The organism is Streptomyces sp. NPDC025638, assembly GCF_055558775.1.
This window is the reverse complement of sequence record NZ_JBVHLX010000011.1, coordinates 100,177-123,239: the sequence shown is the minus strand read 5'-3', so window position 1 is coordinate 123,239 and position 23,063 is coordinate 100,177. Positions and strand designations below refer to the sequence as shown.

Annotated in this window: 23 protein-coding genes and 1 tRNA gene; 10 read left to right on the top strand and 14 right to left on the bottom strand. The window is 69.7% G+C overall.

The annotated features are described in order from the left end of the window. Positions 1 to 11: 11 nt before the first annotated feature. Positions 12 to 86, top strand: a tRNA-Met gene (locus ACZ4EG_RS27210). 50 nt (positions 87 to 136) lie between these two features. Here the strand turns inward: ACZ4EG_RS27210 and ACZ4EG_RS27205 are convergent. The 4 genes from ACZ4EG_RS27205 to ACZ4EG_RS27190 form a co-directional block, all read right to left on the bottom strand. Next, positions 137 to 544: a DUF6924 domain-containing protein gene (locus tag ACZ4EG_RS27205; RefSeq protein WP_467792444.1), complete on the bottom strand. Its 408-nt coding sequence runs from the start codon at positions 542 to 544 to the stop codon at positions 137 to 139. A gap of 44 nt (positions 545 to 588) precedes the next feature. Then, a complete protein-coding gene (locus tag ACZ4EG_RS27200) occupies positions 589 to 1,563 on the bottom strand; it encodes an alpha/beta hydrolase (RefSeq protein WP_467792443.1) in 975 nt (324 codons plus the stop codon). Positions 1,564 to 1,614: 51 nt separating this feature from the next. Next, the gene (gene lpdA, locus ACZ4EG_RS27195; protein WP_467792442.1) at positions 1,615 to 3,027 is read right to left on the bottom strand and encodes a dihydrolipoyl dehydrogenase; all 1,413 of its coding nucleotides are present in this window, start codon (positions 3,025 to 3,027) and stop codon (positions 1,615 to 1,617) included. Between the two features lie 144 nt (positions 3,028 to 3,171). After that, positions 3,172 to 4,401 carry a hypothetical protein gene (locus tag ACZ4EG_RS27190; protein ID WP_467792441.1) on the bottom strand — a complete coding sequence of 410 codons (1,230 nt, stop codon included), beginning with the start codon at positions 4,399 to 4,401 and terminating at the stop codon, positions 3,172 to 3,174. Between the two features lie 384 nt (positions 4,402 to 4,785). Here ACZ4EG_RS27190 and ACZ4EG_RS27185 point away from each other — a divergent pair, with 384 nt between their 5' ends. After that, positions 4,786 to 5,124 carry a hypothetical protein gene (locus ACZ4EG_RS27185; protein WP_467792440.1) on the top strand — a complete coding sequence of 113 codons (339 nt, stop codon included), beginning with the start codon at positions 4,786 to 4,788 and terminating at the stop codon, positions 5,122 to 5,124. 13 nt (positions 5,125 to 5,137) lie between these two features. On the opposite strand, the gene ACZ4EG_RS27180 is transcribed toward ACZ4EG_RS27185, so the two are convergent. The 3 genes from ACZ4EG_RS27180 to ACZ4EG_RS27170 all read right to left on the bottom strand — a co-directional run bounded on the left by ACZ4EG_RS27180 (position 5,138) and on the right by ACZ4EG_RS27170 (position 10,779). After that, on the bottom strand, positions 5,138 to 6,556 hold the full coding sequence (locus ACZ4EG_RS27180; RefSeq protein WP_467792439.1) for an FAD-binding oxidoreductase: 1,419 nt from the start codon (positions 6,554 to 6,556) through the stop codon (positions 5,138 to 5,140). Positions 6,557 to 6,662: 106 nt separating this feature from the next. Further along, positions 6,663 to 9,887: a tetratricopeptide repeat protein gene (locus ACZ4EG_RS27175; RefSeq protein WP_467792438.1), complete on the bottom strand. Its 3,225-nt coding sequence runs from the start codon at positions 9,885 to 9,887 to the stop codon at positions 6,663 to 6,665. Between the two features lie 130 nt (positions 9,888 to 10,017). After that, positions 10,018 to 10,779 carry an SDR family oxidoreductase gene (locus tag ACZ4EG_RS27170; RefSeq protein WP_467792437.1) on the bottom strand — a complete coding sequence of 254 codons (762 nt, stop codon included), beginning with the start codon at positions 10,777 to 10,779 and terminating at the stop codon, positions 10,018 to 10,020. Positions 10,780 to 10,965: 186 nt separating this feature from the next. On the opposite strand from ACZ4EG_RS27170, the gene ACZ4EG_RS27165 reads away from it, so the two are divergent. Continuing rightward, complete coding sequence (locus tag ACZ4EG_RS27165) at positions 10,966 to 11,145, top strand: hypothetical protein (RefSeq protein ID WP_390709455.1); 180 nt, start codon at positions 10,966 to 10,968, stop codon at positions 11,143 to 11,145. Beyond that, a complete protein-coding gene (locus ACZ4EG_RS27160; protein ID WP_467792436.1) occupies positions 11,145 to 12,020 on the top strand; it encodes an NAD(P)/FAD-dependent oxidoreductase in 876 nt (291 codons plus the stop codon). Before ACZ4EG_RS27165 ends, ACZ4EG_RS27160 begins: the two co-directional genes overlap by 1 nt. Before the next feature lie 45 nt (positions 12,021 to 12,065). Here the strand turns inward: ACZ4EG_RS27160 and ACZ4EG_RS27155 are convergent, their stop codons facing one another. Next, on the bottom strand, positions 12,066 to 13,022 hold the full coding sequence (locus ACZ4EG_RS27155; protein WP_453559522.1) for a tetratricopeptide repeat protein: 957 nt from the start codon (positions 13,020 to 13,022) through the stop codon (positions 12,066 to 12,068). Between the two features lie 295 nt (positions 13,023 to 13,317). Here ACZ4EG_RS27155 and ACZ4EG_RS27150 point away from each other — a divergent pair, with 295 nt between their 5' ends. From ACZ4EG_RS27150 to ACZ4EG_RS27140, 3 genes are read left to right on the top strand one after another with little or no spacing between them, the layout of a single operon-like run. Continuing rightward, positions 13,318 to 13,833, top strand: coding sequence for an SRPBCC family protein (locus ACZ4EG_RS27150; RefSeq protein WP_453559519.1), 516 nt, complete (start codon positions 13,318 to 13,320; stop codon positions 13,831 to 13,833). Continuing rightward, on the top strand, positions 13,833 to 14,891 hold the full coding sequence (locus ACZ4EG_RS27145) for an LLM class flavin-dependent oxidoreductase (RefSeq protein WP_453559516.1): 1,059 nt from the start codon (positions 13,833 to 13,835) through the stop codon (positions 14,889 to 14,891). Before ACZ4EG_RS27150 ends, ACZ4EG_RS27145 begins: the two co-directional genes overlap by 1 nt. After that, positions 14,888 to 15,394: a winged helix-turn-helix transcriptional regulator gene (locus ACZ4EG_RS27140; protein ID WP_467792435.1), complete on the top strand. Its 507-nt coding sequence runs from the start codon at positions 14,888 to 14,890 to the stop codon at positions 15,392 to 15,394. The genes ACZ4EG_RS27145 and ACZ4EG_RS27140 overlap by 4 nt, the downstream gene beginning before the upstream one ends. Positions 15,395 to 15,428: 34 nt before the next feature. Here ACZ4EG_RS27140 and ACZ4EG_RS27135 read toward each other — a convergent pair whose 3' ends face one another. The 5 genes from ACZ4EG_RS27135 to ACZ4EG_RS27115 all read right to left on the bottom strand — a co-directional run bounded on the left by ACZ4EG_RS27135 (position 15,429) and on the right by ACZ4EG_RS27115 (position 19,780). Then, positions 15,429 to 15,950, bottom strand: a complete 522-nt coding sequence (locus tag ACZ4EG_RS27135; RefSeq protein WP_467792434.1) for a hypothetical protein — start codon at positions 15,948 to 15,950, stop codon at positions 15,429 to 15,431. 13 nt (positions 15,951 to 15,963) lie between these two features. Next, positions 15,964 to 16,752 (bottom strand): ArsR/SmtB family transcription factor, encoded by a 789-nt coding sequence (locus ACZ4EG_RS27130; RefSeq protein WP_453559671.1) that lies wholly within the window; start codon positions 16,750 to 16,752, stop codon positions 15,964 to 15,966. 106 nt (positions 16,753 to 16,858) lie between these two features. After that, entirely contained in the window at positions 16,859 to 17,638 is a 780-nt protein-coding gene (locus ACZ4EG_RS27125; RefSeq protein ID WP_467792433.1) for an SDR family NAD(P)-dependent oxidoreductase, read from the bottom strand. Positions 17,639 to 17,678: 40 nt separating this feature from the next. Beyond that, positions 17,679 to 18,572, bottom strand: coding sequence for a HEAT repeat domain-containing protein (locus ACZ4EG_RS27120; protein WP_467792432.1), 894 nt, complete (start codon positions 18,570 to 18,572; stop codon positions 17,679 to 17,681). Between the two features lie 29 nt (positions 18,573 to 18,601). Next, on the bottom strand, positions 18,602 to 19,780 hold the full coding sequence (locus ACZ4EG_RS27115) for a phytanoyl-CoA dioxygenase family protein (RefSeq protein WP_467792431.1): 1,179 nt from the start codon (positions 19,778 to 19,780) through the stop codon (positions 18,602 to 18,604). Between the two features lie 108 nt (positions 19,781 to 19,888). Between ACZ4EG_RS27115 and ACZ4EG_RS27110 the strand changes: the two genes are divergently transcribed. Next, positions 19,889 to 20,980 carry a LacI family DNA-binding transcriptional regulator gene (locus tag ACZ4EG_RS27110; protein ID WP_467792430.1) on the top strand — a complete coding sequence of 364 codons (1,092 nt, stop codon included), beginning with the start codon at positions 19,889 to 19,891 and terminating at the stop codon, positions 20,978 to 20,980. On the opposite strand, the gene ACZ4EG_RS27105 is transcribed toward ACZ4EG_RS27110, so the two are convergent. Continuing rightward, the gene (locus ACZ4EG_RS27105; RefSeq protein WP_467792429.1) at positions 20,892 to 21,830 is read right to left on the bottom strand and encodes a LysR family transcriptional regulator; all 939 of its coding nucleotides are present in this window, start codon (positions 21,828 to 21,830) and stop codon (positions 20,892 to 20,894) included. The two genes, ACZ4EG_RS27110 and ACZ4EG_RS27105, sit on opposite strands and share 89 nt — an antisense overlap. A 66-nt stretch (positions 21,831 to 21,896) precedes the next feature. Here ACZ4EG_RS27105 and ACZ4EG_RS27100 point away from each other — a divergent pair, with 66 nt between their 5' ends. Together ACZ4EG_RS27100 and ACZ4EG_RS27095 are read left to right on the top strand one after the other, a co-directional pair. Continuing rightward, positions 21,897 to 22,559 carry a LysE family translocator gene (locus ACZ4EG_RS27100; protein ID WP_467792428.1) on the top strand — a complete coding sequence of 221 codons (663 nt, stop codon included), beginning with the start codon at positions 21,897 to 21,899 and terminating at the stop codon, positions 22,557 to 22,559. Positions 22,560 to 22,635: 76 nt separating this feature from the next. Continuing rightward, positions 22,636 to 22,812 carry a hypothetical protein gene (locus tag ACZ4EG_RS27095; protein ID WP_453559489.1) on the top strand — a complete coding sequence of 59 codons (177 nt, stop codon included), beginning with the start codon at positions 22,636 to 22,638 and terminating at the stop codon, positions 22,810 to 22,812. Positions 22,813 to 23,063 lie beyond the last annotated feature (251 nt).

The window sequence follows — 23,063 nt, the reverse complement described above, 5'->3', positions numbered from 1 at the left end:
GGAGTCACCGACGCGGGGTGGAGCAGCTCGGTAGCTCGCTGGGCTCATAACCCAGAGGTCGCGTGGTTCAAATCCCGCCCCCGCTACGACACGAAGGGTCCGGCATCAGCCGGACCCTTCCTCGTGCGGCGGCTCATCAGTCCCGCAGTACACCGTCCTTGTCGACGATCGCAGCGAACTCCTCGAAGTACATGTTCGAGATCGAGAGGTTGTTCTCGATGCCCCACAGCGCCGTCGCGATGACGCGGATGGCGCGCCCCCGCACCTCGCGCAGGTCAACGACGAGGAGCGGCAGCTCTGGTGAGCTCAGGGTTGTCGTGTCCGCCAGGACGAGTAGTGGGTGCTGGTAGTCGGACGGCAGGAGCGTCAACGCCTGCTCACACGTCAACCCGGTGAACCGGGCGTCGTCGACGAAATCGACGTAGGCCAGGAATCCGTCCTCGGTCGGAGTGGCCAGGACTGCCTGCAACCGTTCCCATGAGGGCGGGCTGGAGAAGTCGGTACGCACCACCAACGCGTCTGTGCTGTTGGGCAGTTGAATCACTCGATGACCGTACTACCGGTGACAGGCGTCAGCGCTCGCGTGCTTCACTTGCCGTGCAGAGCGTTTCTTAGCTCGCCCACGGCGACTCGGCGGGCCACATTCGTGGCGTAGCAGTCGCGGAGGCTGTCGAGCATCAGGAAGTCGTGGACCATTCCGAGGACGCGGACGGCGGTGACCGGGACGCCGGCCTCCCGCAGACGTGCCGCGTAGGCCTCGCCCTCGTCGCGCAGTACATCGGCCTCGTCGGTGATGACCACGGCGGGTGGAAGGTCCTTCAGGTCGTCGAGCGAGGCACGCAGTGGTGCCGCATAGCGTTCTCTGCGCTGGGAGTCGTCGGTCGTGTACTGGTCCCAGAACCACATCATCCCGTCCCGGGTGAGGTAGTAGCCGTCGGCGAACTGCAGGTACGACGGCGTGTCGAAGTTCGTGTCGGTCACCGGGTAGAGCAGCACCTGCGCGGAGAGGCGGACGTCGCCGCGGTCCTTGGCCATCTGGGCGAGGACCGCGGACATGTTGCCGCCGACGGAGTCGCCGCACACGGCCAGGCGCGAGGCGTCGAGGCCATGGTCGGCTCCGTGGGCCACGACCCATTGGGCGACGGCGTAGTTCTGTTCGTTCTGGGTCGGGTACTTGGCCTCGGGGGCGCGGTCGTAGACAGGGAAGACCGCCGCGGCGTCGGCGCCCACGGCGAGTTCCCGTACGAGCCGGTCGTGGGTGTTCTCGTCGCCGAAGACCCATCCGGCGCCGTGGATGTAGAGGATCACGGGCAGGGGGCCGTCGGCGCCCTTGGGCTTGACGATGCGGGCCCGGACGGTGCCCCATGGCCCGGCATCGACGCTGACCCAGTCCTCGTCGATGTGGGGCTTCTCCACGCCCTCCCCGGTCTGCAGGCCTGCGAGGAGGTCTCGCCCCTGGTCGGGCGGGATCTCGTAAATGCGGGGGTGGGGTGCGGTGGCGTCGGCGAGTTCCTTCGCCGCGGGCTCCAGCTGAGGAGTGGGCGGCGGGGGCAGGTGCTGCATGACGAACCTCCCAGAACGACAGTGTGATGTCCTTGCCTCACTGCGGGTTGGTCAAAGATTGATCATGTGTCCGGCGAGGCCGTGCAGAGCGTCCTGTACGGCCTCGCTCAGCGTCGGATGCGCATGGACGTTCCTGATCAGCTCGGTCACCGTCAGATCCCACTGCCGAGCCAGAGTCAGTTCCGGCAGGAGCTCGGTCACGTCCGGGCCGATCAGATGGGCGCCGAGCAGTTCGCCGTAGCGGGCGTCAGCAACCAGCTTCACGAATCCGACCGTGTCGCCGAATCCGTGTGCCTTGGCGTTGGCGGTGAACGGGAACTTCGCCACGCGCACGTCGAAGCCTTCGGCGCGGGCCTCGCTCTCGGTCCAGCCGAAGCTGGCGATCTGGGGTTGACAGAACGTGGCGCGCGGGATCATGCGGTAGTCGAGCTCCATGGTCTCGGCGCCGGCGATGCTCTCGGCGGCGACGATGCCCATCGCCTCGGCGGTGTGCGCCAGCATCAGCTTTGCCGTGACATCGCCGATCGCGTAGATGTGCGGCCGGCTGGTACGGCAGTGTCCGTCGACGTCGATGGCGCCCCGCTCGGTGAGCCGTACCCCCGTGCTGGACAGGCCGTAGCCGGCGGTGCGCGGTTGGAAGCCGGTGGCCTGCAGTACCTTCTCCGCCTCCAGGACCTGGGGGCTGCCGCCCCGCTCGACCACCACGCGGACGCGGTCCTCGGCCTCCTCGATGGACTGGACGCGCGCAGAGGTCAGCACGTTGATCCCGAGTCGCTTGAAGCGCTTGGTGAGCTCCGCCGAGACCTCCTCGTCCTCCAAGGGCGCGATGCGGTCCAGGAACTCGACCAAAATCACCTCGACGCCGTAGCACCGCAGCAGATAGGCGAACTCGACTCCGATGGCACCCGCGCCCGCGATGATCAGGCTTGTGGGGAGGTGGTCGGCGAGGATCTGTTCCTCGAAGGTGACGACCCGCTTGCCGAGCCTCGTGCCGGGAAGCAGCTTCACGGTCGCGCCGGTGGCGATGATGCAGGAGCGGAAGGACAGTGTTTCCTCGCGGTCGGTTTCCTCGCGGTCGCTCATCCGCACCTGCATGGTGTGGGGGTCGAGGAAGGTGCCCTGGCCCTCGAACTGCGTGATCTTGTTCTTGCGCATCAGATAGGAGACGCCCTTCGCGCGCCCCTCGGCAACCACACGGCTTCGCTCATACGCGGTCCGGTAGTCCAGGGTGACGTCCCCGCTCATCTTCACCCCGAACTTCTCGGCGTCATGCAGGAACAACTGCGCGACCTCGGCATTGCGCAACAGGGCCTTGGCCGGGATGCATCCGATGTTGAGACAGACACCGCCCCAGAACCGGCCCTCCACGACGGCCGTACGAAGTCCCAACTGGGCGCAGCGGATGGCCGCCACATATCCGCCCGGGCCGGCGCCCAGGACCACGACATCGAAGTCCGTGCTCATCGCTCCACCTCACCGAGGCTGGTGCTGTTCGCGGCCACGTGACAGCCCGGACACCCAGGTAGTTTACCTCCGGCTCGTGCCGCGCGGCTTGTTGTCGATCTCGCCGTGCAGCGGCTGCTTCCGGAGCGGGAGTTCGAAGAGGCCTCACCGTGCGTGCCGAGGGAGGCAGTCATGGGTGACCGCCGCCGGTGTCGTCGGCGCATCCTGTGACCGTCTGCCGCTCCGCTTGCCCCGGGGTGTGCGCTGGGGCCACCACAGGACGTACGCGGCGGAGCCCACCGCGAAGGCGAGGCGGATGAGACCTCGGGTGGAGGCGGAGGGGATCAGCAGGGCGCTGCCGTACAGGGAGATGAGGGCGATCCAGCTGACCCAGGGGACCAGCCGGCGTTGGCCGATCGAGTCCCAGATCAGGGTGCCCAGGAGGACCGAGGCGTTGTAGTACGTGTACACGCTGGGGTCCAGGACGATGCGGGCGTCGGCGGCGAGCAGGACGACGGCCGGCCAGCGGTTCCGGCGTACGGCCAGCGTCCCCAGGGCGATACCGAGGGCCATCTGGGCAGGACGGTCCCACCAGGGGGTGGCGGTGTCGTACACACCGAACCAGCGCAGGGACGACGCGGGCTGGTTGGGGATGGTGAAGCGGGCCGCGGCCAGGGTTTCCATGTGGCTGAGGTAGAAGGGGAGCCAGGCCACGGCGACCAGGCCGAAGACCCATGCGGCGGCGCGCAGGCGCGCGGGGCGCGGCAGTGCCAGGAGCAGGGGCAGGAAGCCGACCGCCCATGGCTTGGAGTCGACGGCCAGCGCCAGGAACACGCCCACGGCGGTGGCCTTGCCGCGGACCAGCGCGCGCACGGCGAGCGCGGTGAAGAACAGCGCCAGGACGTCGTCGAGGTGCGCGAATCGCACCGAGACCTCCACCCACATGGGGATGAAGGCCGCACCGGCGATCAGCACGCGCTGCTGGAGGCGCTTGTGGTTGAGCCCGGTGCCGCGGTAGTGGTCGGCGGCGGCTCGCCCGACCATGACCAGCAAGTACAGGCCCAGGCCCGACATGAACGCGTCGGCGAGCTTCTCGCCCACGTCGGCGGGGAACGGCGCGAACAGCCCGGCGACCAGGAAGCTGACCGGCCCTATCTGCAGTTCGGGGTGGTTGGCGTAGAGCGCGAGACCGCCGCCGGGCACCTGGTTGAACAGCAGTTGCTGGCCGGTTCTCAGATAGTGCCAGGACACGCCTCCATGGCGTTCGGCCACGATGAACCACACGGCCGTCCACAAGGTCAGCAGCACGTTGTGCCACCGCACCGGATAGCGGCCGATCCGGCCGATCCGCGCCCCGTCCCTGGGCACGGCCGCCGCCGTCTCCCGGTTCCGCACGATCCGTCCTTCCCGTCCGCCCGCCTTCGGCGTCGGGACGGCCGAGGACGCGGGCGCTGTGCAGCGTCATCTCTGCAGAGGGACTCCGCACGCCGCGGGTTCCTGAAGACACCGTTTCTTTAGGCGCTTGTGGGCAGTTGAGGGCCCGGCCCCTGCTGATCCGCGAGATGCTGCGCGACATCCTGGACGATACGATGGGAGCCGTATCAGACCCTCACAAATGCCTCGTGAAGCGAACGGTATGCATCGTCCATGTGGGGTGATACGCGCACGGCGTGATGGAGCGAGGATTCCGGCCTCGGTGTTCTGTGCGACCGCTGCCGCGGGTGACGGAGCCGTCACGTCCCACCGGTCGCATCGACAGCACCCAAAGCAGGTTGAATCATGAACCGGACTCGTCTCGCAGCACTTGCCTTCCTCGTCACCCCCGCACTCGCGGTGGGCCCCGCCGCTGCCGTCCACGCCTCCACCGGCGTCGCGCCCGGCGCCATGTCCCGCATGGCATGTCATGTGGAAAAGGAGTCGAACGGCAAGTATCACGTCTGGGGCGTGGGCTTCCCCGGCGGCACCAAGGTGACCTACTCGGGATCCTCCTCGGGCACCGTCTCCACGAGCAGGATGGGGCGGTTCGACCTCGGCGGTCTCAGTGGGAGCAAGTGGGTCGTCAAGACTCCCAATGGGAAGACCACGGTCACCTGCACCATGATGATGATGAACCACTGACGGGGCGTGACATTCACCCCCGACCGCCCCCCGAGGGGCGGATGTTCTGGTTCAGCCGGAACAGGTTCGTGGGATCGTAGGTGTCCTTGACCCGCACGAGCCGTTCGTGGACCGCGTCCGGATACGAGGCGCGCACCTTGTCCTCGGCGCCGTCGCCGGTGAAGTTGACGTACATCGCCCCGCGTCCGTGGCGTGCGATCTCCTCGCGGGCGTTGCGGGCCCACGTGACATGCGAGTCGAAGTCCGTCGCGTCGGCGGAACGCGCGATCACGTTGCACAGCACGCTCGGGTCCCGCTGGCTGAACGCCGTGGAACCGGCGGGCACCCGGGCGAAGGCACCGCCCAGTTGGTGCAGATGCACTTCGCTTGCGGGCGTGGGCGACGTCAGATGGTGCCGCAGTACGGCGTCGAGCGCGGTGTCGGACGGCTCGATGAACGCCGACGTGAAGTAGTTGTGGGCACCGGCCGTCCACAGCGGATCGAGCAGCGTCTGCATGGCCGTGTACGGCATGGGTCCCATGACGTCGGCGATGGGTGTCCCCAGCGTCCGCAGCGGAGCGACGGCCGCCTCACCGGCCGCGGGGTCGCCCGCGTACATGCCGGCCAGCACCACGATGCGGCTGCCGTGGACCTCCGGGGGCAGGAAGGGCAGCGGAGGGGCGGTGGTCAGGTTGATCAGCGTCGTCAGGTCGTCGGGCATGCTTCCGGTCAGCTCGCGCCAGCCCGTGACGACCTGCCGGGCCTGATCGACGGGATAGAAGATCAAGCCTGCCAGGACCTGGGGCCCGACCGGGTGCAGTCGGTACTCGAGCGAGGTCACGACGCCGAAGTTGCCGCCGCCGCCCCGCAGGGCCCAGAAGAGCTCGGGGTGCTCCCGCTCGTCCGCGCGCACCACGCGGCCGTCCGCGGTGACGACCTCGGCCGCCGTCAGATTGTCGGAGGTCAGACCGTGGCGGCGCAGGAGCCAGCCCACACCGCCGCCGAGCGTGAAGCCGGAGATACCGGTCGTGGAGATCAGACCGCCGGTGACGGCCAGGCCGAAGGCCTGCGTTTCATGGTCGAGGTCACCCCAGGTCAGGCCGGCCTGGGCGAGCACCCGGCGGCGTACGGGATCGACGATGGCGCCCTTCATGGGTGACACGTCGATGACGATGCCGTCCTCGCAGGTCGAGAAGCCGGCGATGCTGTGGGAGCCGCCGCGCACGGCGACGAGCAGGTCCTGGCTGCGGGCGAATTCGACGGCGCGCATCACGTCCGCGGTCCCCGCGCAGCGCACGATCAGTGCCGGGTGCTTGTCATGGGCCGCGTTCCAGACGGCGCGGGCCTCGTCGTAGTCGTCGTCGCCGGGGCGGACGACGCTGCCGCGCAGGCATGCTTCCAGTTCGGCGACGGTGGCGTCCCCCAGGATGCCCTTTGCCGTGTCGATCGACATGGTCGGCTCCTTGGTACGAGTGTGAGTGTGGGTGGGTGTGAGTGGGTGTGAGCTTGAGTGCTTGAACCGGTACTCAGGACCGTAGGCAGCGGCTCTTAGCATCCACTCAGCAGCCGCTTTGCCCGGTGGGCGCCGGTGGCATCGTGCGTCGCAGGACGGCCGGGCCACGGGTGTCGCCGAGGCGGTTGAACAGGCCGGCGGCCCGGGCCGCGGCCGTCTCGGCGGCGTCGCGGTCGCCCGTCTGCCGCAGGAGTTGCGCCAGCATGAGGTGGACCCAGGCGGTGGCGGAGGTCGAACCGGCGACGTGTTCCAGGTACTGGGCGCGGGTCAGCAGGGTGCGGGCCAGTGCCGCGTCACCGGCGCTCCGGGCCACGTGCGCGAGGTGGAGCAGGGTGTTGGTGGTGCCGGGGATGTCGTCGGTCTCCTCGAAGCCCGCGAGGACACGGGCGAAGGTCGCCTGCGCGCCTTCGGTGTCCCCGTCGGCGAGCTGGAGCAGGCCGAGGCAGCCGAGGGTGATGCCTTCCTCCCGGCGGTCGCCGAGCCGGCGCCTGATCGCCAGTGCCGCGTCGAGGTGCTTCCTCGCCGCGTCGTGGTCGCCCCGGCTTCGCTGGATGTTGCCGAGAGCGTTGAGGGCCAGGGACTCGCCGTGCGGGTCGGCGAGCGTACGGAAGCAGTCGACACTGCGCTCGGCCGCAGAGATGGACGCGCCGGTGTCGCCCTCCAGCCGGGTCGCCCAGGCGAGATTCGCCAGGAGGTAGCCGCGTGCCCGGGACGGGCCGACCGTGCGGCCGGCCAGGACCGTTTCCTCGAAGAGCACCGTGACCTGTCCCGCCTCGTCGTCCGTGACCGCGTATCCGGGGGTCATGACCGGGAAGAACCGACCGGTCCGTGCTTCGACGTCGTCCAGCAGCCGCAGGCCTTCCCCGCAGGCCTCGCGGGCCACCGTGCCCTCACCACGGCAGACGGCCCAGACGCTTTCGAGGTGCGCGGCGACGGCGAGGACGGAGGGGGCGTCCGCCTCGCGGGCGAGCGTGCCGGCCCGGTCGAGGGCGGTGCGGGCGCGGTCCCACGTGCCGCACATCCAGAGCAGGATCGCCTGCTGGCAGTGGGCACGGGCGAGCCCCGCCGGGTCCGGCCACCGCTGGTGGATCGCGACGATCTGCTCGGCGTTGTCCTCCAGGGAGGAGGCGTCCCCGAGGCGGATCGCCAGCACGGCCCGCCCCATCAAGGCCCGGGCCCGCTGCGGGGTGGGCTCCGGTGCGGCGGCCAGGGTGTCCTCCAGCCAGCGGCGCCCCTCGGCGAGGCGCCCGCGTTCGGGCCAGAACAGTCGCAGGGCGACCGCCAGACGCAGCGCACTGTCGGGTTCGTGGCGCAGGAAGGAGCGCAGGGCGGCGCGGAGATTGCCGTAGTCGGCCTCCAGCTCCAGCGATGTGGCCCCCGTGACTCCGGTGGGCGGCTCCCGGTCCTGCGCCTCGGCCAGTGCCAGATAGAAACGCCGGTGCCGGGCCTCGGTCGCCATCAGTTCCCCGGCGGCCCGCAGGCGCTCCGTGGCGTACTGCCGGATCGTCTCCAGCAGCCGGTAGCGGACCTCGTCCTGCCGGGGCTCCACCCACACCAGGGATTTCTCGGCCAGCCTGCCGAGGAGGTCCAGCACCGGCATGTCGCCGGCACCGTCCGCGCACACCTCCTCCGCCGCGGCCAGGGAGAACCCGCCCGCGAAGACCGCCAGCCGGCGGAACAGGCGCCGTTCCTCGTCGTCGAGCAGCCGGTGGCTCCAGTCCAGGGTGGCCAGCAGTGTCTCCTGCCGGGTCGCGCCGCGCCGGCTGCCCCGTCCGAGCAGGGCCAGGGCGTCGTCGAGCCGTTCCGCGATCTGGCGTGGGGCCAGCACATGCACCCGAGCCGCAGCGAGCTCCAGGGCCAGGGGCATCCCGTCGAGCCGGAAACAGATCTGCGCGACAGCCTCCGCGTTGTGCGGGGTCAGCCGGAATCCGGGGACCGCGTCGGCAGCCCGCTCCACGAACAGCCGTACCGAGGCGAAACGGCCCAGTTCCGCCACCGGCGGCACCTGGTGCGGATCCGGCAGACCCAGCGAGGGCACCCTGAAGGTGCGCTCGCCGTAGCTGCGCAGCGGCTCGCGACTGGTCGCGAGTACGAGGACGCCCGGGCAGTGGGCCAAGATCTCCGAGGCCAGGGCCGCACACGCGTCGATCAGGTGCTCGCAGTTGTCCAGCACCAGCAGCATCTCCCGGCCGCCCAGCTGGGCGATCAGCGCGTCGCGGCCCACGCCGGACGGCGGGAGCTGCACGCCCAGGGCCGCGGCGACCGCCTCGGGGACGAGGTGCGTCTCCGTCAGCCCGGCGAGGTCGACGAACCAGGCCCCGTCCCGGAAGGCGGCGCCCCTGCGGGCCGCCACGGCGAGCGCCAGCCGGGTCTTGCCGCAGCCCCCGGCCCCGGTGAGGGTCAGCAGCCGGCTTCGTCCGAGCAACTGCTCCACCTCGGCCATCTCGCGCTCCCGGCCGATGAGGGCCGTCGCCGGGGTCGGCAGGTGGAGCTGTGGAGGTGCCGGCCGTTGCTCCCGGGCCTCGACGGAGTCGGCCAGCAGCCCACGGAAGAGGCCGCGCGTCTGCGGGTCGGGATCGGCGCCGGTGTCACGCCGGAGCGCGTCCCGCAGACACTCGTAGTCGGCCAGCGCCTCCCGGCGGCGCCCGGCTTCGGCCAGGACCCGCATCAGTGCCCGGTGGCCGGGTTCGTGCAGGGGTTCCTCGGCGACCAGGGCCCGCAGCACGTCGATCGCCTCGGCCGTGCGGTGATCGCGCTCAAGCGCCTCGCCCAGTCCCAGCCTGAGGGCCGTACGCCGCGCCTCCAGCGCCTCGGCCGCTTCGCCCGCCCAGGGCTCGTAACGGTCCTCGGGCAGCAGACCCGGTTCGGCCAGGGTGAGCGCGGCACGGTAGTCCGCGGCGGCGCCGCCGGACGAGGCCTGCCGGGCCGCCTCGCCGAATTCGTCGAGGTCGATCCGCACACCGCCGTCGGCGCCCAGCACCACCATGTCGTCGTGCAGCACGACGATGTCTCCGGACGCCCCGGCGGAGGCCAGCGCGCGCCGCACGGCGTACAGCACCTGGTGCAGATTGTTCGACGCGGCCGTCCCGTCGAGATCCGGCCACAGAAGGTCGTAGAGCCGCTCCCGGTGCATCCGGTGGCCCGGTGACAGACACAGCAGCTTCAGCAGGCTCCGGGCCTTGCGCAGCCGCCACGCCCCGGCGGCGACCGGGCGGCCCTCGACCGCCACAGCGAAGCCGCCGAGGAGCCGGATACGTACCTCTTCGGCCATGGCTGCCCTCCCGAGCAGGCTACCGCCGGACCGGATCCGGGACTCGTGAAAAGCTGGGGGAACGGGCTCTCCGGTGTTGTTGCCGGAGCATCGACACTGGCGTCCGTCGCCATGCGCACCGCGGGGAACCTCACTGAGGGAGCAACTGCTGTCCGCCGTCGATGTCGTACGTAGCGCCGGTGAGCGCGCCGTTGCACATGATGTGTACGCCCAGAGCGGCGACGTCCGCCGGTCCGACGACCCGTCGGATGGGCAGCGTGGCACGCAACTCCGCGCGTCGGGCCTCGAGTTCTTCGCCGAGGAGTGAGGCCGACAGGGGCGTGTCGACGAAGCCGGCGGCGATGAGGTTGACCCGGGTCGGTGCCAGCTCCAGCGCCAGGTTGGCGATGAGGGCGGGCAGAGCGGCGGTGGCGGCGGACACGACGGCCTTGCCGACACCGGGGCGTCGGCCCCCGGTGCCGCCGATGAACAGCAGCGTGCCACCGGCCCGGACCTTGCCACGGCTGTGGAGGGCGGTCCCCAGCGTGATGGTCAGACGCTCGTCGAAGGCGCGTCGGGCGGCTGCGAGGTCCATCTCCGCCAAGGGCATGTAGAAGGGGCCGCCGGCGGTGACCATCACATGGTCGACAGGGCCGGACAGCTCCTGGAAGAAGCTCCGCAGGTGGTCGGCGTCGGTGGCGTCGAACACCGCGGTGCCGAGCGGGTGCAACTCGTCCGCGGCCCGTTGCAGTCGTTCGGGATTGCGTCCGACCAGGATCACCCGGCCACCGCCCGCGCGGACCTGGCGTGCGGTTTCGAGTCCGATCCCCGCGCCGCCACCGATCACCACCACCGTCTGGTCGGCGAGATCAGGTCGGCCCTGGGCATGGGGAACGGCCGGTTCGGCAGGCATGGCGCATCACCTCCGCGACAGCCTTCACTGCCATTGTCGCCCGCCGGACCGCTGATCGCTCTTTGCCGACCCGGCTGTCCGCTCCGCTCACGGCGACCGGCGACGGCCGCGCCGGGAGCGGGTTCGACGCTCGCCCGAGCGGGCTGAGAGGATTCCGGGGACCGAAGCGCAGTGAGGGGGAACGACATGATTCTGCTCGTCCTGGTGGGCGTTCTTGTGCTGGCCGTTGGAGGGTGTGTCTGTGTGGTGTGGGCGGCACGAGGCGGGCCCCGCTGGTCGCGGGCCGTGGCCACCGCGACTTTGACGGCGGGCGAGCTGGTGCGCCGCGCAGGGCGGAAGGACCGTGACGCGAACCCGAGCGAGTAGTGTCCATCCGGCAAGTACGACTGCACGCGTTCCTGTCACCGGCCGAGGCCCGTCATCACCTGGCCATCCAGCGGGAGATGGCGGACGGCCACTGTCCGATGCCCGACGACATCACCACGGGCGCCGAGGCACATCTGCTGGACGAGGCCCTCTCGCCACGGATCCGGGCGGCCTACCTCGTCGAGGGCGAGGGCGTGGTCGATCCGGGGGCGTTCGCGCACGCGCTCGGCGAGGCACTCGCGGCCGCGGGGGTGAAGGTCCACGAGAACGCCGAAGTGACGGGCTGGCGCACCGCGGGGGGACGGGTCACCGCGTTGCGCACCACCCAGGACGAGCTTCCCAGCTCGGCGGTCGTCATCGCGGCGGGCATGCGCTCGCCCCGCCTGCTGGCGGCCCTGGGGCACCGGCTGCCCCTGCAGGCGGGCAAGGGCTACAGCTTCTCGGTGGAACTGGACCCCGCGCCCCGGCACACGCTGTACTTCGGCGAGCGCCGGGCCGTCGCCTCACCGATCGGCGGCACCACGCGGATCGCCGGCACGATGGAACTGAGCGGCAACAACAACCGTCTCGACTGGCGCCGAGTGGTCGCCGTGGCGATGGCGAGCTGGCACTATCTGGGCCGCTGGTTCGACGACCCCGACGACTTGGTGAGCCTGATTCGCGATCCCTGGGTCGGCGGCCGGCCGTTCCTCCCCGACGGCCTCCCGCTCATCGACCGCCTCCCGGGCCACGAAAACGCCTTCGCGGCCACCGGCCACGGCATGCTCGGCGTCACCCTGGGACCCGCCACCGGGCATCGCCTCGCCGAATACATCAGCACGGGCCGACGCCCCGAAATCCTCACACCGTTCCGCTTCGACCGGCTGAGGCGCTGATGGCGATGCCGGCCTTCTCGACCGCTGGAGCCGGCGTGCAGAGGCTCACATGCCGGCCATGGACCTGTTCCGCGCCTTCTCGAACTCGGAGACGGGATCGCCGCCGACGCGCCAGGGCCAGGCGGCGACCGCGCCGTTGATCGCCTCGAAGACCGGACGGGCCAGGATGCGCCGCTCCGCGGCAAGCAGCGCGTACGCGAGCAGGTTCAGGTCGGCAACGGCGGCGGCGTGCTGGAAGAACCCCGGCTGGGCCCACGTCCGGGCCGCACGGTCGAGAGCCTCGGCGGCCGGTGCGTGGTCCCAGTGCTTGCGCGCCATCAGCGCCTCCACCCCGCCCAGGGTGAGGACGGACTGGTACTGCATGACCTGGGCCGTGAGTTCCGTCGCCGCGCAGGGCGCGTTCTCGGGGGTGCGGGCGCGGACGGCGTCGACGAAGTCCAGTACCTGGATGCGCGACCCCATTTCCTCCGGACCCAGATAGGCCAGCATGTTCAGATACGCCTCGCGATTCCAGCGGTCACGCGTCAGCACCTCGTTCCACAGGCCGAACATCTCCGACTGATTGAGGCGCTGCAGCCGTGCCAGACCCAGGAGGACCACCCAGGGGGTGGGATCCGCCGGGGCGAGTTCCGCGGCCCGCAAACAGCAGTCGGCAACGGCGGCGGCGTCCTCCAGATGCCCCTGTGAGCGTCCGCGTATGAGCTGCGCCCAGGCGTACAGCACCAGCGCGCTCGCATTGCGCGGCTCACGCGTCGCCCAGGCCCGGGGCACATGTGATTCCGACAGGCGGTACGCCAGGACGGACATCTGGTGCGTGCGGCGGTCCCAGTCCTCCGTGTCTGCGTCCAGGAGGCGGGAGATCTGGGCTGTGCAGAGATCCGTCGTCGCGATCGTGCCCGTGCTCATCGTCGCCTGGAGGGACTTGAGCAGCTTGCTGAGGGCAGCGTCATCGAGCTCGGGGGCGAGGCGTGCCCTTCTGCGACGACTTGAGAGGAATGCCATGCACGGAGGCTAGATGGGAGGAGCGGTTCCGCAAGGTGCGCACCGAGATCGTTATCCGTTTCACGTGTCAGCGCCTATTACTTGCTCGTACGGCGAGACGGGCGTCCGTGCCATGCATCAACTTGTGGCTGATCTGTCCGCTCCGGCCTGCGATCTGCGGTGGGCGAGTTGTCCCGGTCTGTGTGCTTATGGGGTGTGAGGTGTGGGCGCACAGTCGAGTACAGCTATTGACCAGGAAAGTCTCATTACGAAACTCTATCTCTCGGAACCCTTGAAGGTGAGGAGGCGGCTCACGATGGAGTGGACTGGCGCGCGGTACGCGGACAAGCCGAACGTCGAGGTGAGGACCTGGATCGACACCGCCCCGGCGCGGGTGTGGGAGCTGGTGTCGGACGTGACCTTGATGCCGGGCATGAGCAAGGAACTGCAGTCGGTGGAGTGGCTCGACGGACTCGACGGAGCCGGCCGGCCGGCGGTCGGCACCCGGTTCGTGGGCCGCAGTAGGCATGAGTCGTTCGGTGAGTGGGAGACCACCTCCACCGTCATCGAGTGCGAACCCCCGAAGGTGTTCGCCTGGGCGGTGCAGGATCCGGACGAGCCCAGCGCGGTCTGGCGATTCCGCCTCGAACCGGAGAACGGCGGGACGTCACTGACGCAGTGGATGCAGATGGGCCCGGGGCGTTCAGGCCTGTCGTTCGCGATCGACGCGATGCCGGACAAGGAGCAGAAGATCGTGTTCGTCCGTATGCGCGAGTTCGAGCGGAGCATCGGCATGACCCTGGAGCACATCAAGAAGCTGGCGGAGGCGTGATGAGGACCGCGACGACGGTCGAGGCGTCGGGGTTCGACTCCTGGAGCCGGCAGGCGGACTTCGTGGTCGAGGCCGAGAAGCTGGGCATGGACGTGTGCTGGGTGGCCGAGGCGTGGGGCTCGGACGCACCATCGGCCCTCGGCTTCTACGCGGCCCGCACCGAACGGATGCTGCTCGGCTCCGCCGTGATGCAGGTCGGCACACGCACCCCCGTGGCGCTCGCGCAGGCGGCGATCACCCTCTCCAATCTCTCCGGCGGACGCTTCCTGCTGGGCCTCGGCCCCTCCGGTCCCCAGGTGATGGAGGGCCTGCACGGCGTGCCCTTCGCCCGCCCCCTGGTGCGGGTCCGTGAGACCGTGGAGATCGTCCGCCAGGTGGTGGCAGGCGGCAGGATCTCCTATTCGGGCGAGGAGTTCCGGATTCCGTTGCCGGGCGGGGAAACCAAGCCGATGCGGCTGTCCATGCGGGCCGAACACCCGGTCCCCGTCTACCTGGCTGCCCTGTCACCCGCCATGCTCCGGCTCACCGGCACGGTCGCGGACGGCTGGCTCGGCACCAGCTTCGTACCGGAAGGAGCCGGCGACGCCTACTTCGCCCCGCTGGACGAGGGCTTGGCCCGCAGCAACCGCACCCGTGCCGACTTCGACGTGTGCCAGGGCGCCGAGGTCGCCTTCGCGCCGGACGAGGAGGCGCTCAACGCCATGGTCGCCGGCCGCAAGAAGGAACTGGCCTTCAGCCTCGGCGGAATGGGATCGGCGTCGACGAACTACTACAACCGGGCCTACAGCCGCCAGGGCTGGTCAGAGGTGGCCGCGGAGGTACGCGAACGCTGGCAGGCGGGCGACCGGGAGGGCGCGGCCGGCCTGGTCACCGATGACATGGTGCTGGCCACCACGCTCATCGGCACCGAGGGTATGGTGCGGCAGCGGTTGCGTGTGTGGCGCGACGCGGGTGTGGACACCGTACGCCTCTATCCGGCCGGGGAGACCATGGAAGCCAAACTCGACACTCTGGGACGGGCGATCGAGCTGGTCCGCGAAGTGAGCGAGGAGTCATGAGCCCGGCGCGCCCCTCGTTCGCGAACTGGCCGTGCTCCATCGCCCGCACGGTCGATGTGATCGGTGACGCCTGGACCGCCCTCGTCCTGCGGGAGGCGTTCTACGGCATCCGTCGCTTCGAAGAGTTCCAGCAGGAGCTGGGCATCGCCCGCAACACCCTGGCGGACCGGCTTCGGCGCCTGGTCGGCGAGGGCCTGCTGGAGAAGCGGCTCTACGAGAGCGAGCCGCCCCGTCATGAGTATGTGCTGACGGAGAAGGGGCGGGACTTCTTCCCTGTTCTGGCCGCGATGACACGGTGGGGCGACAGGTGGCTCGCAGGGGAGGAGGGCGTGCCCGTCACCCTCCACCATGAGGTGTGCGGCCACGACGCCCACGCCGAGACGGTCTGTTCGGCGTGCGGTGAGCCGATGCGCTCCGAGGACACCTCCCCGCGGATGGGGCCCGGTTACCCGGAGCGGCTGCGGACGCGGCCGGATATCCAGCGCCGTTTCGCCCGGTCGTAGCGACATGTGTGTGTCCCGGTAGCCGACCGGGATGTCACGCTGTGGCTGCGGCCCCGGCGGCCCCGGCGCCGTCCGGCAGAAGGGACAGGAGCTGCTTGGTGTGGCCGGGCAGCTCCACTTCCGCGAGGCCCGCGATGAGGTCCCTCAGCGGCATGGGCTGATCGACCATGAGGGTGTCGTGGGACAGCAGCAGGGTCGGAACGAGTGTGTCGAGTTCCGCCTCGCTCAGCATCGGTCCGCCGAGTATGCAGAGGGCGTCTCCTTGGGCGCGGATGCGGTCCCGGAGCCCCGCGTTGCCGCCGGCGCGCGCGATGACGCGTTCGATGGTCCAGGTGTCGAGCGCGATGCGGTTGTCGTACGTCGTGTTCGCTCCCGAGGTCACCGCGGAGACGGTGGCGATGGTGGCGGCATTGATGAGGGCGACGTGCGCCAGAATCTGGTCGGCGTTCCACTCGCCGGTCGGCGGGACGGAGCTCGGATCGCCGGAGTCGGCCACGGTGGCGGCGGCGTCCAGCAGCCCGCGGTAGGCGTCTCCAAGGAGGGTGGTGTCCATCATGACTCCTTCTGTCTCACGTGTGCGCGCGATGCATTTCCCAAGGCGCCTGCGGGAGGACGTCGCCGGTCTCGAGCAGCGACTTGAGGTTCGCCAACACGGCCGGCCATCCCTGCGAAATGCCCTTGTACATGTCCGAGTTGGCGAGGTTCTCGTGGGTCACGGTGAGGCGGACGATGTCCTGGTGCGGTTCGACGAGGAAGGTGACAACCGACGGTTCCCTCGGCTGTTCGGCGTCGGGAGAGTCCTCGAAGGTGATGACCAGGCGCGTCGGAGGCTCAACCTCCAGTACCCGGCCGACGACGTCGACGGCGCCCGATCCGTCCACGCGTCGGTGCTCCCAGGGCGAGCCCGGCTGCCAGTCCGACACATTGGCGTGTCCCCAGTAGCGCGCGGTCAGGTCCGCGTCGGTCAGGGCCTGCCACACCTGCTCCGCGGCGGCGCGGATGTAGGTGACGTAGACATACGTCGGCACGGACGTGGATTCGTTGGTCATGGCGTACTCCTCCGCCTGGTGCTTGATGGCACTGAGCGCTTGTAGGCGGGGTCTGTCGAACCCCGATATCCAGCGCTCCTCGATCTCGTGGATGGGCGTCGGGTTCAGGTAGTGCAGCCGCTCCCGCCCGCGCCGTACGACAGTCACGAGGTTTGCCCGCTCAAGAATGTCGAGATGCTGTGTCGCCGACTGGCGCGCCATGTCCAGGCGCTCGCACAGCTCGCGCAGCGTCTGGCCGTTGTGCTCACGCAGACGGTCGAGCAGCAGTCGTCGGGTGGGATCGGCCAGCGCCTTGAAGACCGAGTCCATCGCCGTCGCTTCGTGGCTCACATTCTCATTATGCAGGTATCTGCCTGCATAATGTCAACGGCGAGATCCAAGGGTGCTCATCTGAGCGCCCGATCGCTGAATGGGCTCAGTGAACGGACAATCCGCCGTCGACGAAGATCGCCTGCCCGGTGACATAGGACGAGGCACGGCTCGCCAGGAACACCGCTGCGCCGGCGAAGTCCTCGGCCAGGCCGTTGCGCCCGATCATCGTGCGTGCGGCGAGCGCCGCCACCTTCTCGGGGTCGGACGACAGCCGTGCGTTGAGCGGCGTCATGACGAAGCCCGGTACGAGCGTGTTGCAGGTGACGCCGTACGGCGACCACGCCTCGGCCTGCGAGCGGGCCAGCGACTCCAGCGCGCCTTTGGAGACGCCGTAGGCACCGCTCTGGAGGAACGCCCGATGGCCCTGCTGGGAGGTGATGTGAATGATGCGTCCGAAGCCGCGCTCGGCCATGCCGGGCCCGAACCGCTGTCCCAGCAGGTACGGCGCCTCCAGGTTCACCGCCATGGTGGTGTCCCACACCTCTTCGCCCAGTTCTCCCATGGGAGGGCGCAGGTTGACCCCGGCGGAATTGACGAGGATGTCGGGCTCCCCGAATGCCTCGGCTGCCTCCTCGGCCGCCGCGCGCACACCGTCCCGAGTGCTCAGGTCGGCGCTCACCCAGGCCGCTCGGCAGCCGTGGGCCGTCAACTCGCCCACTGTTGCCGCCAGTTCCTCCTCCTTGCGCGCCACGACCACGACGCTCGCACCCGCGCGTGCGAGGGCCCCCGCGATGGCTCGGCCGATGCCGGAGCTGCCGCCGGTCACCACGGCGATCCGGTCGTCCAGCGAGAACAGTTCGGAGAGGTACGCCTGCGAGGTCATGCCCGCACCCTACGATCCTCCGGGCCCGGCGGTGTTCCAGTCACCCCTTGGCCACACCGGCGAGGTCCAGCAGACGGTGCATCACAGTAGGAGGCAGGGTGGGGTTTGCCGCGGCAGCCGACGCGCTGTCGGGGGCGGCGAGCCGTCGCATGAGTTCGTCGGCGGGCAGTCGTGGGTCGCGTACCGCCCAGGCGCCGACCACCGGGTCGTCGGCCAGCCGCAGGACCAGATCCGGTCCGCCCTCCGGGTCGTCGAGTGCGGCGCGCCGCAGCCGGGGGTCGGGATGGTCGGCGAAGCGGGCGAGGCCCGGCTTGGCGAAGTTCGGGTGTGAGCGAAGGAAGCTCCATTTGAGGCCGTGCCAGTAGGTGTACATCTCGACCACGAGCTCATGAGGGGCATCGGCGCAGGATTGGCAGAGCGTGAGCTTGACGAAGAAGTCCTCGTCGTCGGCCAGCTGGTCCACCACATCGGACGGGAGATGCTTGTGCATGGCGATGCTGCGCCGCAGCAGGACATGACCGGACGCGGCCGCCCGGCGGGCGACCTCCGGTTCGTGCCCGCGCTCCACCACCCAGCGTGGGGGCGTGTGGTAGCCGTCCGGTACGACGTAGGGGATCGCGGAGCGCTGCTCCTCGGTGAGGTCCTCACGCATGGACAGGGCGAGCCGGACGTCGTCGTCGGGATCGTCCGCGAGCCGCAGTGCCACCTCGGTCGGCACGAGAGGGTCTTCGGCCGCAGCGCGGCGTACCCAGGGATCGGGATCCTGGACGCGGAGATGGGGATCGGTTTCGAGGTCGGGTTCGGGCCCGGTCTCGGGGGCGACCAGCTTGGCCACGGCCTGCCGGACTTCCGGCTCCGGGTCGGCCAGTAGGGCTTCGCGCACGTCGGCCGGGAGCACGGGCCACAGCTCCCGGCTGAGGGCGACCGCCCTCACGGAGGCGTCGTCGTCCTCGGCCAGCCGTTTCAGCTCCGACGGCGCCTGGCACCCTCCTGAAGTTGCTTGCGCAACCGCTCGGGGCTCCAGTCCCCGACGACGGCCTGCCAGACCGTGTCCGCCTGGGAGGGAGGTGCGAGGCCGTCGACCGGTGGGTCGAGGTCCAGGTTGGTGGGAAAGGGGTAGCCCTCGGCGGTCGCGGCGACCACGCGGCGCAGCCAGTCCTCCGAGGCCCCCTCTGCCTTGCGGTGCAGCAACACCGGGAAGAGCGCGTTCGTCATCGCCTCCCGGTCCACCGTCTCCATGGCCCGCCCGAAGGCGGACGAGATCTGCAGCAGGTTCGCCATGCGACGGATGCCGGTGGAGCGGTTGTGCCCGGCGGCGTGGAAGAGCGCGGGGTTGAAGAAGGCGGCATCGCCCTTGTCCAGGGGGAGTTGGACGTGGTGGGACTCGAAGTACTCGACGAGCTGCGGGAGTCGCCATGCGAGGTAGCCGGGGCCGTACTTCTGCGAGTGCGGGAGGTACAGCGTCGGGCCCGACTCGACGGGCATGTCGCAGTGGGCCACCGCGCCCTGCAGGGTCAGTACGGGCGACAGGCGGTGGACGTGCGCCGGATGCGCGGCGGCGCGCTCCTGGGTGAGGAAACCGAGGTGGCAGTCGCGGTGCACACGCTGTGCGGCCCCGCCCGGATTGACGACGTTGACCTGTGAGGTGACCTGGTAGGCGGGGCCCAGCCAGGCTTCGGCGATCAGGCTCAGCATGTCGTTGGCGTAGTAGTCGGCGAACACCTCCGGCGCGCGCACGGCGAGCTTTTCCAGGGCGTTCCAGACCCGGTCGTTGGCGCCCGGCGCGGCGAAGTGGTCACCACGGGCGGCACCACTCGCGCGCTCCTCCTCGATGAGCGCGTTGAAGGCTTCGGATGTCCGGTCCACGACCGCCGTGCCGGCGAACGCGCCTTTGAGGACCACGATGCCGGGACCGTCGAGCAGCGCCCGGACCAGTTCGCTCTGTACGTTCCTACGGCCTTCGGCGGTGTCCGTGAGGCCGCGGAGCCGGTCGCTGTCGTAGAGCAGCACTCCCTGTTCCGCCCGCTCGGCCGAGGGGTAGCCAAGGGCGTCGGTCTCCTGCTCGACGAGCGAGCGGAACGCGTCGAGATCGCAGTCGGCCTCGGTGAACCAGGTCGGCTCTCCCGCAGTCGTGGAGGACATTCGGGTCCTTTCGCAGTGCCTGCCTTTCTGTCAGTCTTGGGAACCCGAACCCATCATTCAACCCTCAGCAATACATCAAAAGTCCATCACTGTCTCCGGGGATCACTCATGCGCCACCCCTATCCGATCAGGGAAATCGCCCGCCAGGCCGGACTGAGCACGGCCACGGTCGACCGCGTTCTCCACAACAGGGGCAACGTGCGGGAGGGCACGGTCAGGGAGGTGTACGAAGCCATCAAGGACCTGGACCGGCAGCAGAGCCAGGTCCGTATCGGGGGCCGTACCTTCATGATCGACATCGTGATGCAGGCACCGGAGCGGTTCTCCACCGCCGTCCGTGAGGCGCTGGAGGCCGAACTGCCTTCCCTGCAGCCCGCGGTGGTGCGCTCGCGCTTCCACTTCCGTGAGACCTGTCCTCCCGACGAACTGACCGGAATCCTGGACAAGATCGCCAAGCGCGGGACACAGGGCGTGATCCTCAAGGCCCCGGACCTGCCGGAGATCGGAACCGCCGTGGGGCGGCTGGTCGCGGCCGGCATCCCCGTCGTCACTCTGGTCACCGACCTGCCCCACAGCGCACGCCTGGCGTACGTCGGCATCGACAACCGCGCGGCGGGCGCCACCGCCGCCTACCTCCTCCAGCAGTGGCTCGGCGAGCGGCCCGGCAACGTGCTCACCACCATCAGCCGGGGCTCCTTCCGCGGCGAGGAGGAGCGCGAGATGGGCTTCCGCAGCGCGATGCGCCTCGCGGACCCCAAGCGCTCCCTGGTGGAGGTGACGGACAGCGACGGCCTCGACGCCACCCAGCGCGAGTTGGTCCTGGCGGCGCTCAAGCGCGACGAGGAGATCGTCGCGGTCTACTCGATGGGCGGAGGCAACCTCGCCACCCTGGACGCGTTCGACGCCCTGGGGAGGTCATGTGCCGTGTTCGTCGCACACGACCTCGACCACGACAACACGACGCTGCTGCGGGAGCGCCGCCTTTCCGCAGTGCTTCACCACGACCTGCGCCAGGATGTGCGCCGCGCCTGCCAGACCATCATGCGGGCCAAGAAGGCACTGCCGGACGACGGACCGACCCTCCCTTCGGCGATCCAGGTGGTCACGCCGTTCAATCTGCCCCCGGACGTGTCCATGTTGCGGTCAGGTCCTCGGCAACGTCCCGAAGGAGAGTCAGAAAGACGTCCACCAAGGGGGTGAGGGTGGTCTCGGTCGCGGTGACCGCGTGGAGCCGGCGGTGAAGCCGCGGTCGGGCAAGCTCACGGTGGGTGGTCCCGGGGACCCCGGTCAGCGCCAGACGGGAGACCAGTGCGACGCCGATGCCCGTGCCGACCAGGGCCTGGGCGACGTCGTACGAGGCGGTCTGGAACCTGATCCTGGGCGTGAAGCCGGCGTCGGCGGCGGCCTGGTCGAACTGCTCCCGTGCGGCGTGGCCGGCCAGGATGGTCACCCATGACTCGTCGCGGAGATCTTCGAGGCGCAGCGGGGCGTCGCGGGGTGTCCGTGCGGCGAGGGGGTGGTCGTCGGGGAGGACGACGACCATGGGGTCCAGCAACAGCGGGTGCAGGGTGACGTGTGCGGGCGCCTCGGGGAACGCGCCCCAGGAGGCGATGACCGCCAGGTCGAGCCTGCCCGCGGCGATCTCCTCGATCCCGTGCTCGGACAGTACGTCCTGGACCGACACGTCGGCGTCGGGATGGCGGTGGCGCAGAGCGGTCAGGGCCGGCGGGAGCACGTGGAGCGCGGCGGCCTGGAAGGCTCCGACTTTCAGGCGCAGCGCGAGATGACCGAGCAGGGCGGACAACTGTGCGGCGGCGTCGTCCATGTGCTGCTCGATGACGCGTCCATGCTGGGCGAGCAGGGCACCGGCGGCGGTGAGGGCCGCTCCGCGCGGCCCGCGCAGGACGAGGGGGGCTTCCCAGTCCCGTTCCGCGCGGGCGACTTGCTGGGTCACCGCCGCGGGGCTGAGGCCGAGGACGTGGGCGGCCGCGGTGAGGGAGCCGTGGCGTTCGATCAACGCGAGCAGCCGGAGCTGTCCAGGGTCTTGCATTCAATTATCTTAATGCTGATGGGCTGATCTCCGACTTCTCTGAATTCCTCGTACACGCCAGCCTGGGTGGGGCAAGGCAACCAACTCCAGAAAGGTCTGATCGACGTGCTCACCCACCTGCCGGTATTCGTGATCACCACATGGCTGCTGGCCATGCTTCCGGGCGCGGGACAGGCGCTCATGGTCCGGCAGACCCTGGAGGGCGGCTCCCGCCTGGCCCGGGCGACCATCGCCGGCAATGCGACGGGACTGGTGATCTGGTCCACCGCCGCCGCGGCCGGACTGTCGGCCGTCCTGCTGGCCAATCCCGGTGCCTACGCGCTCGTACGCATCGCGGGCGGGATCGTCCTGATCGCCCTCGGCATCAGCACGCTGCGGGCGGCGCGACGGACGTCCACCGCGCCCGCGGAGATCGCGCCGGCACGGCAACTGAGCTGGTGGAGCGCCTACTCCGCGGGACTCGGTACGAACCTCGGCAACCCCAAGGCGGGCGTGTTCGCGGTCTCGGTGCTCCCCCAATTCGTCACGGCCGACGGACCGGTCATGCTGTCGAGCATCGCCCTGGGGGTGATGTGGGCCCTGGTCAACGTCTGCTGGTACGTCCTGTTCACCTGGGCCGTCGGCAGGGGCCGCGCGCTGGTGTCCAGGCCGGGAGTTCGTCGATGGCTGAGCATCGTCACCGGCGTCGTACTGCTGATTCTCGGCACGGCAGTGGCCGGCGGCGTCTGACGGGCACCCGGGCCGACCTGGCGCTGCCGCGATCCGCGGAGGACCATGGAACATGAGCGACCGAGGGAGGCCCGCCATGAAAACCGGAGCCTCGGATTACGACGCCTGGCTGTACTCTCACACCCCCTCCCAGGCCGAAGGGGAGCGCGAGGAGCCGACAGAGCGGGCGGCCACGGAGCAACACCCGGACGTCCCCAGGACCGAGCCGTCCCAGGCAGAGGGCGAGCGGATCGACGACATGCCTACGGCGTGACCGCCGCTGGACCGTGTCACTTCAGTCCTCACCACGACTACGTCGACGACGCCGCCCGGCGACGAAGGGTGAGCTGACGCTACATACGGTTGATCGGGTGCGAACGGTTCCGTATGCAAATGAAATCACCTAGGTTGTTCCGATTAGGATTGATTGAACGGATGTAGATCGCTGCTGGTCCACATCCGATCGCATGCGTCCCAGCGGGACACCCAAGCGGTGAGCGGAGGCGAGGGTCGGCAGTGGTGAAT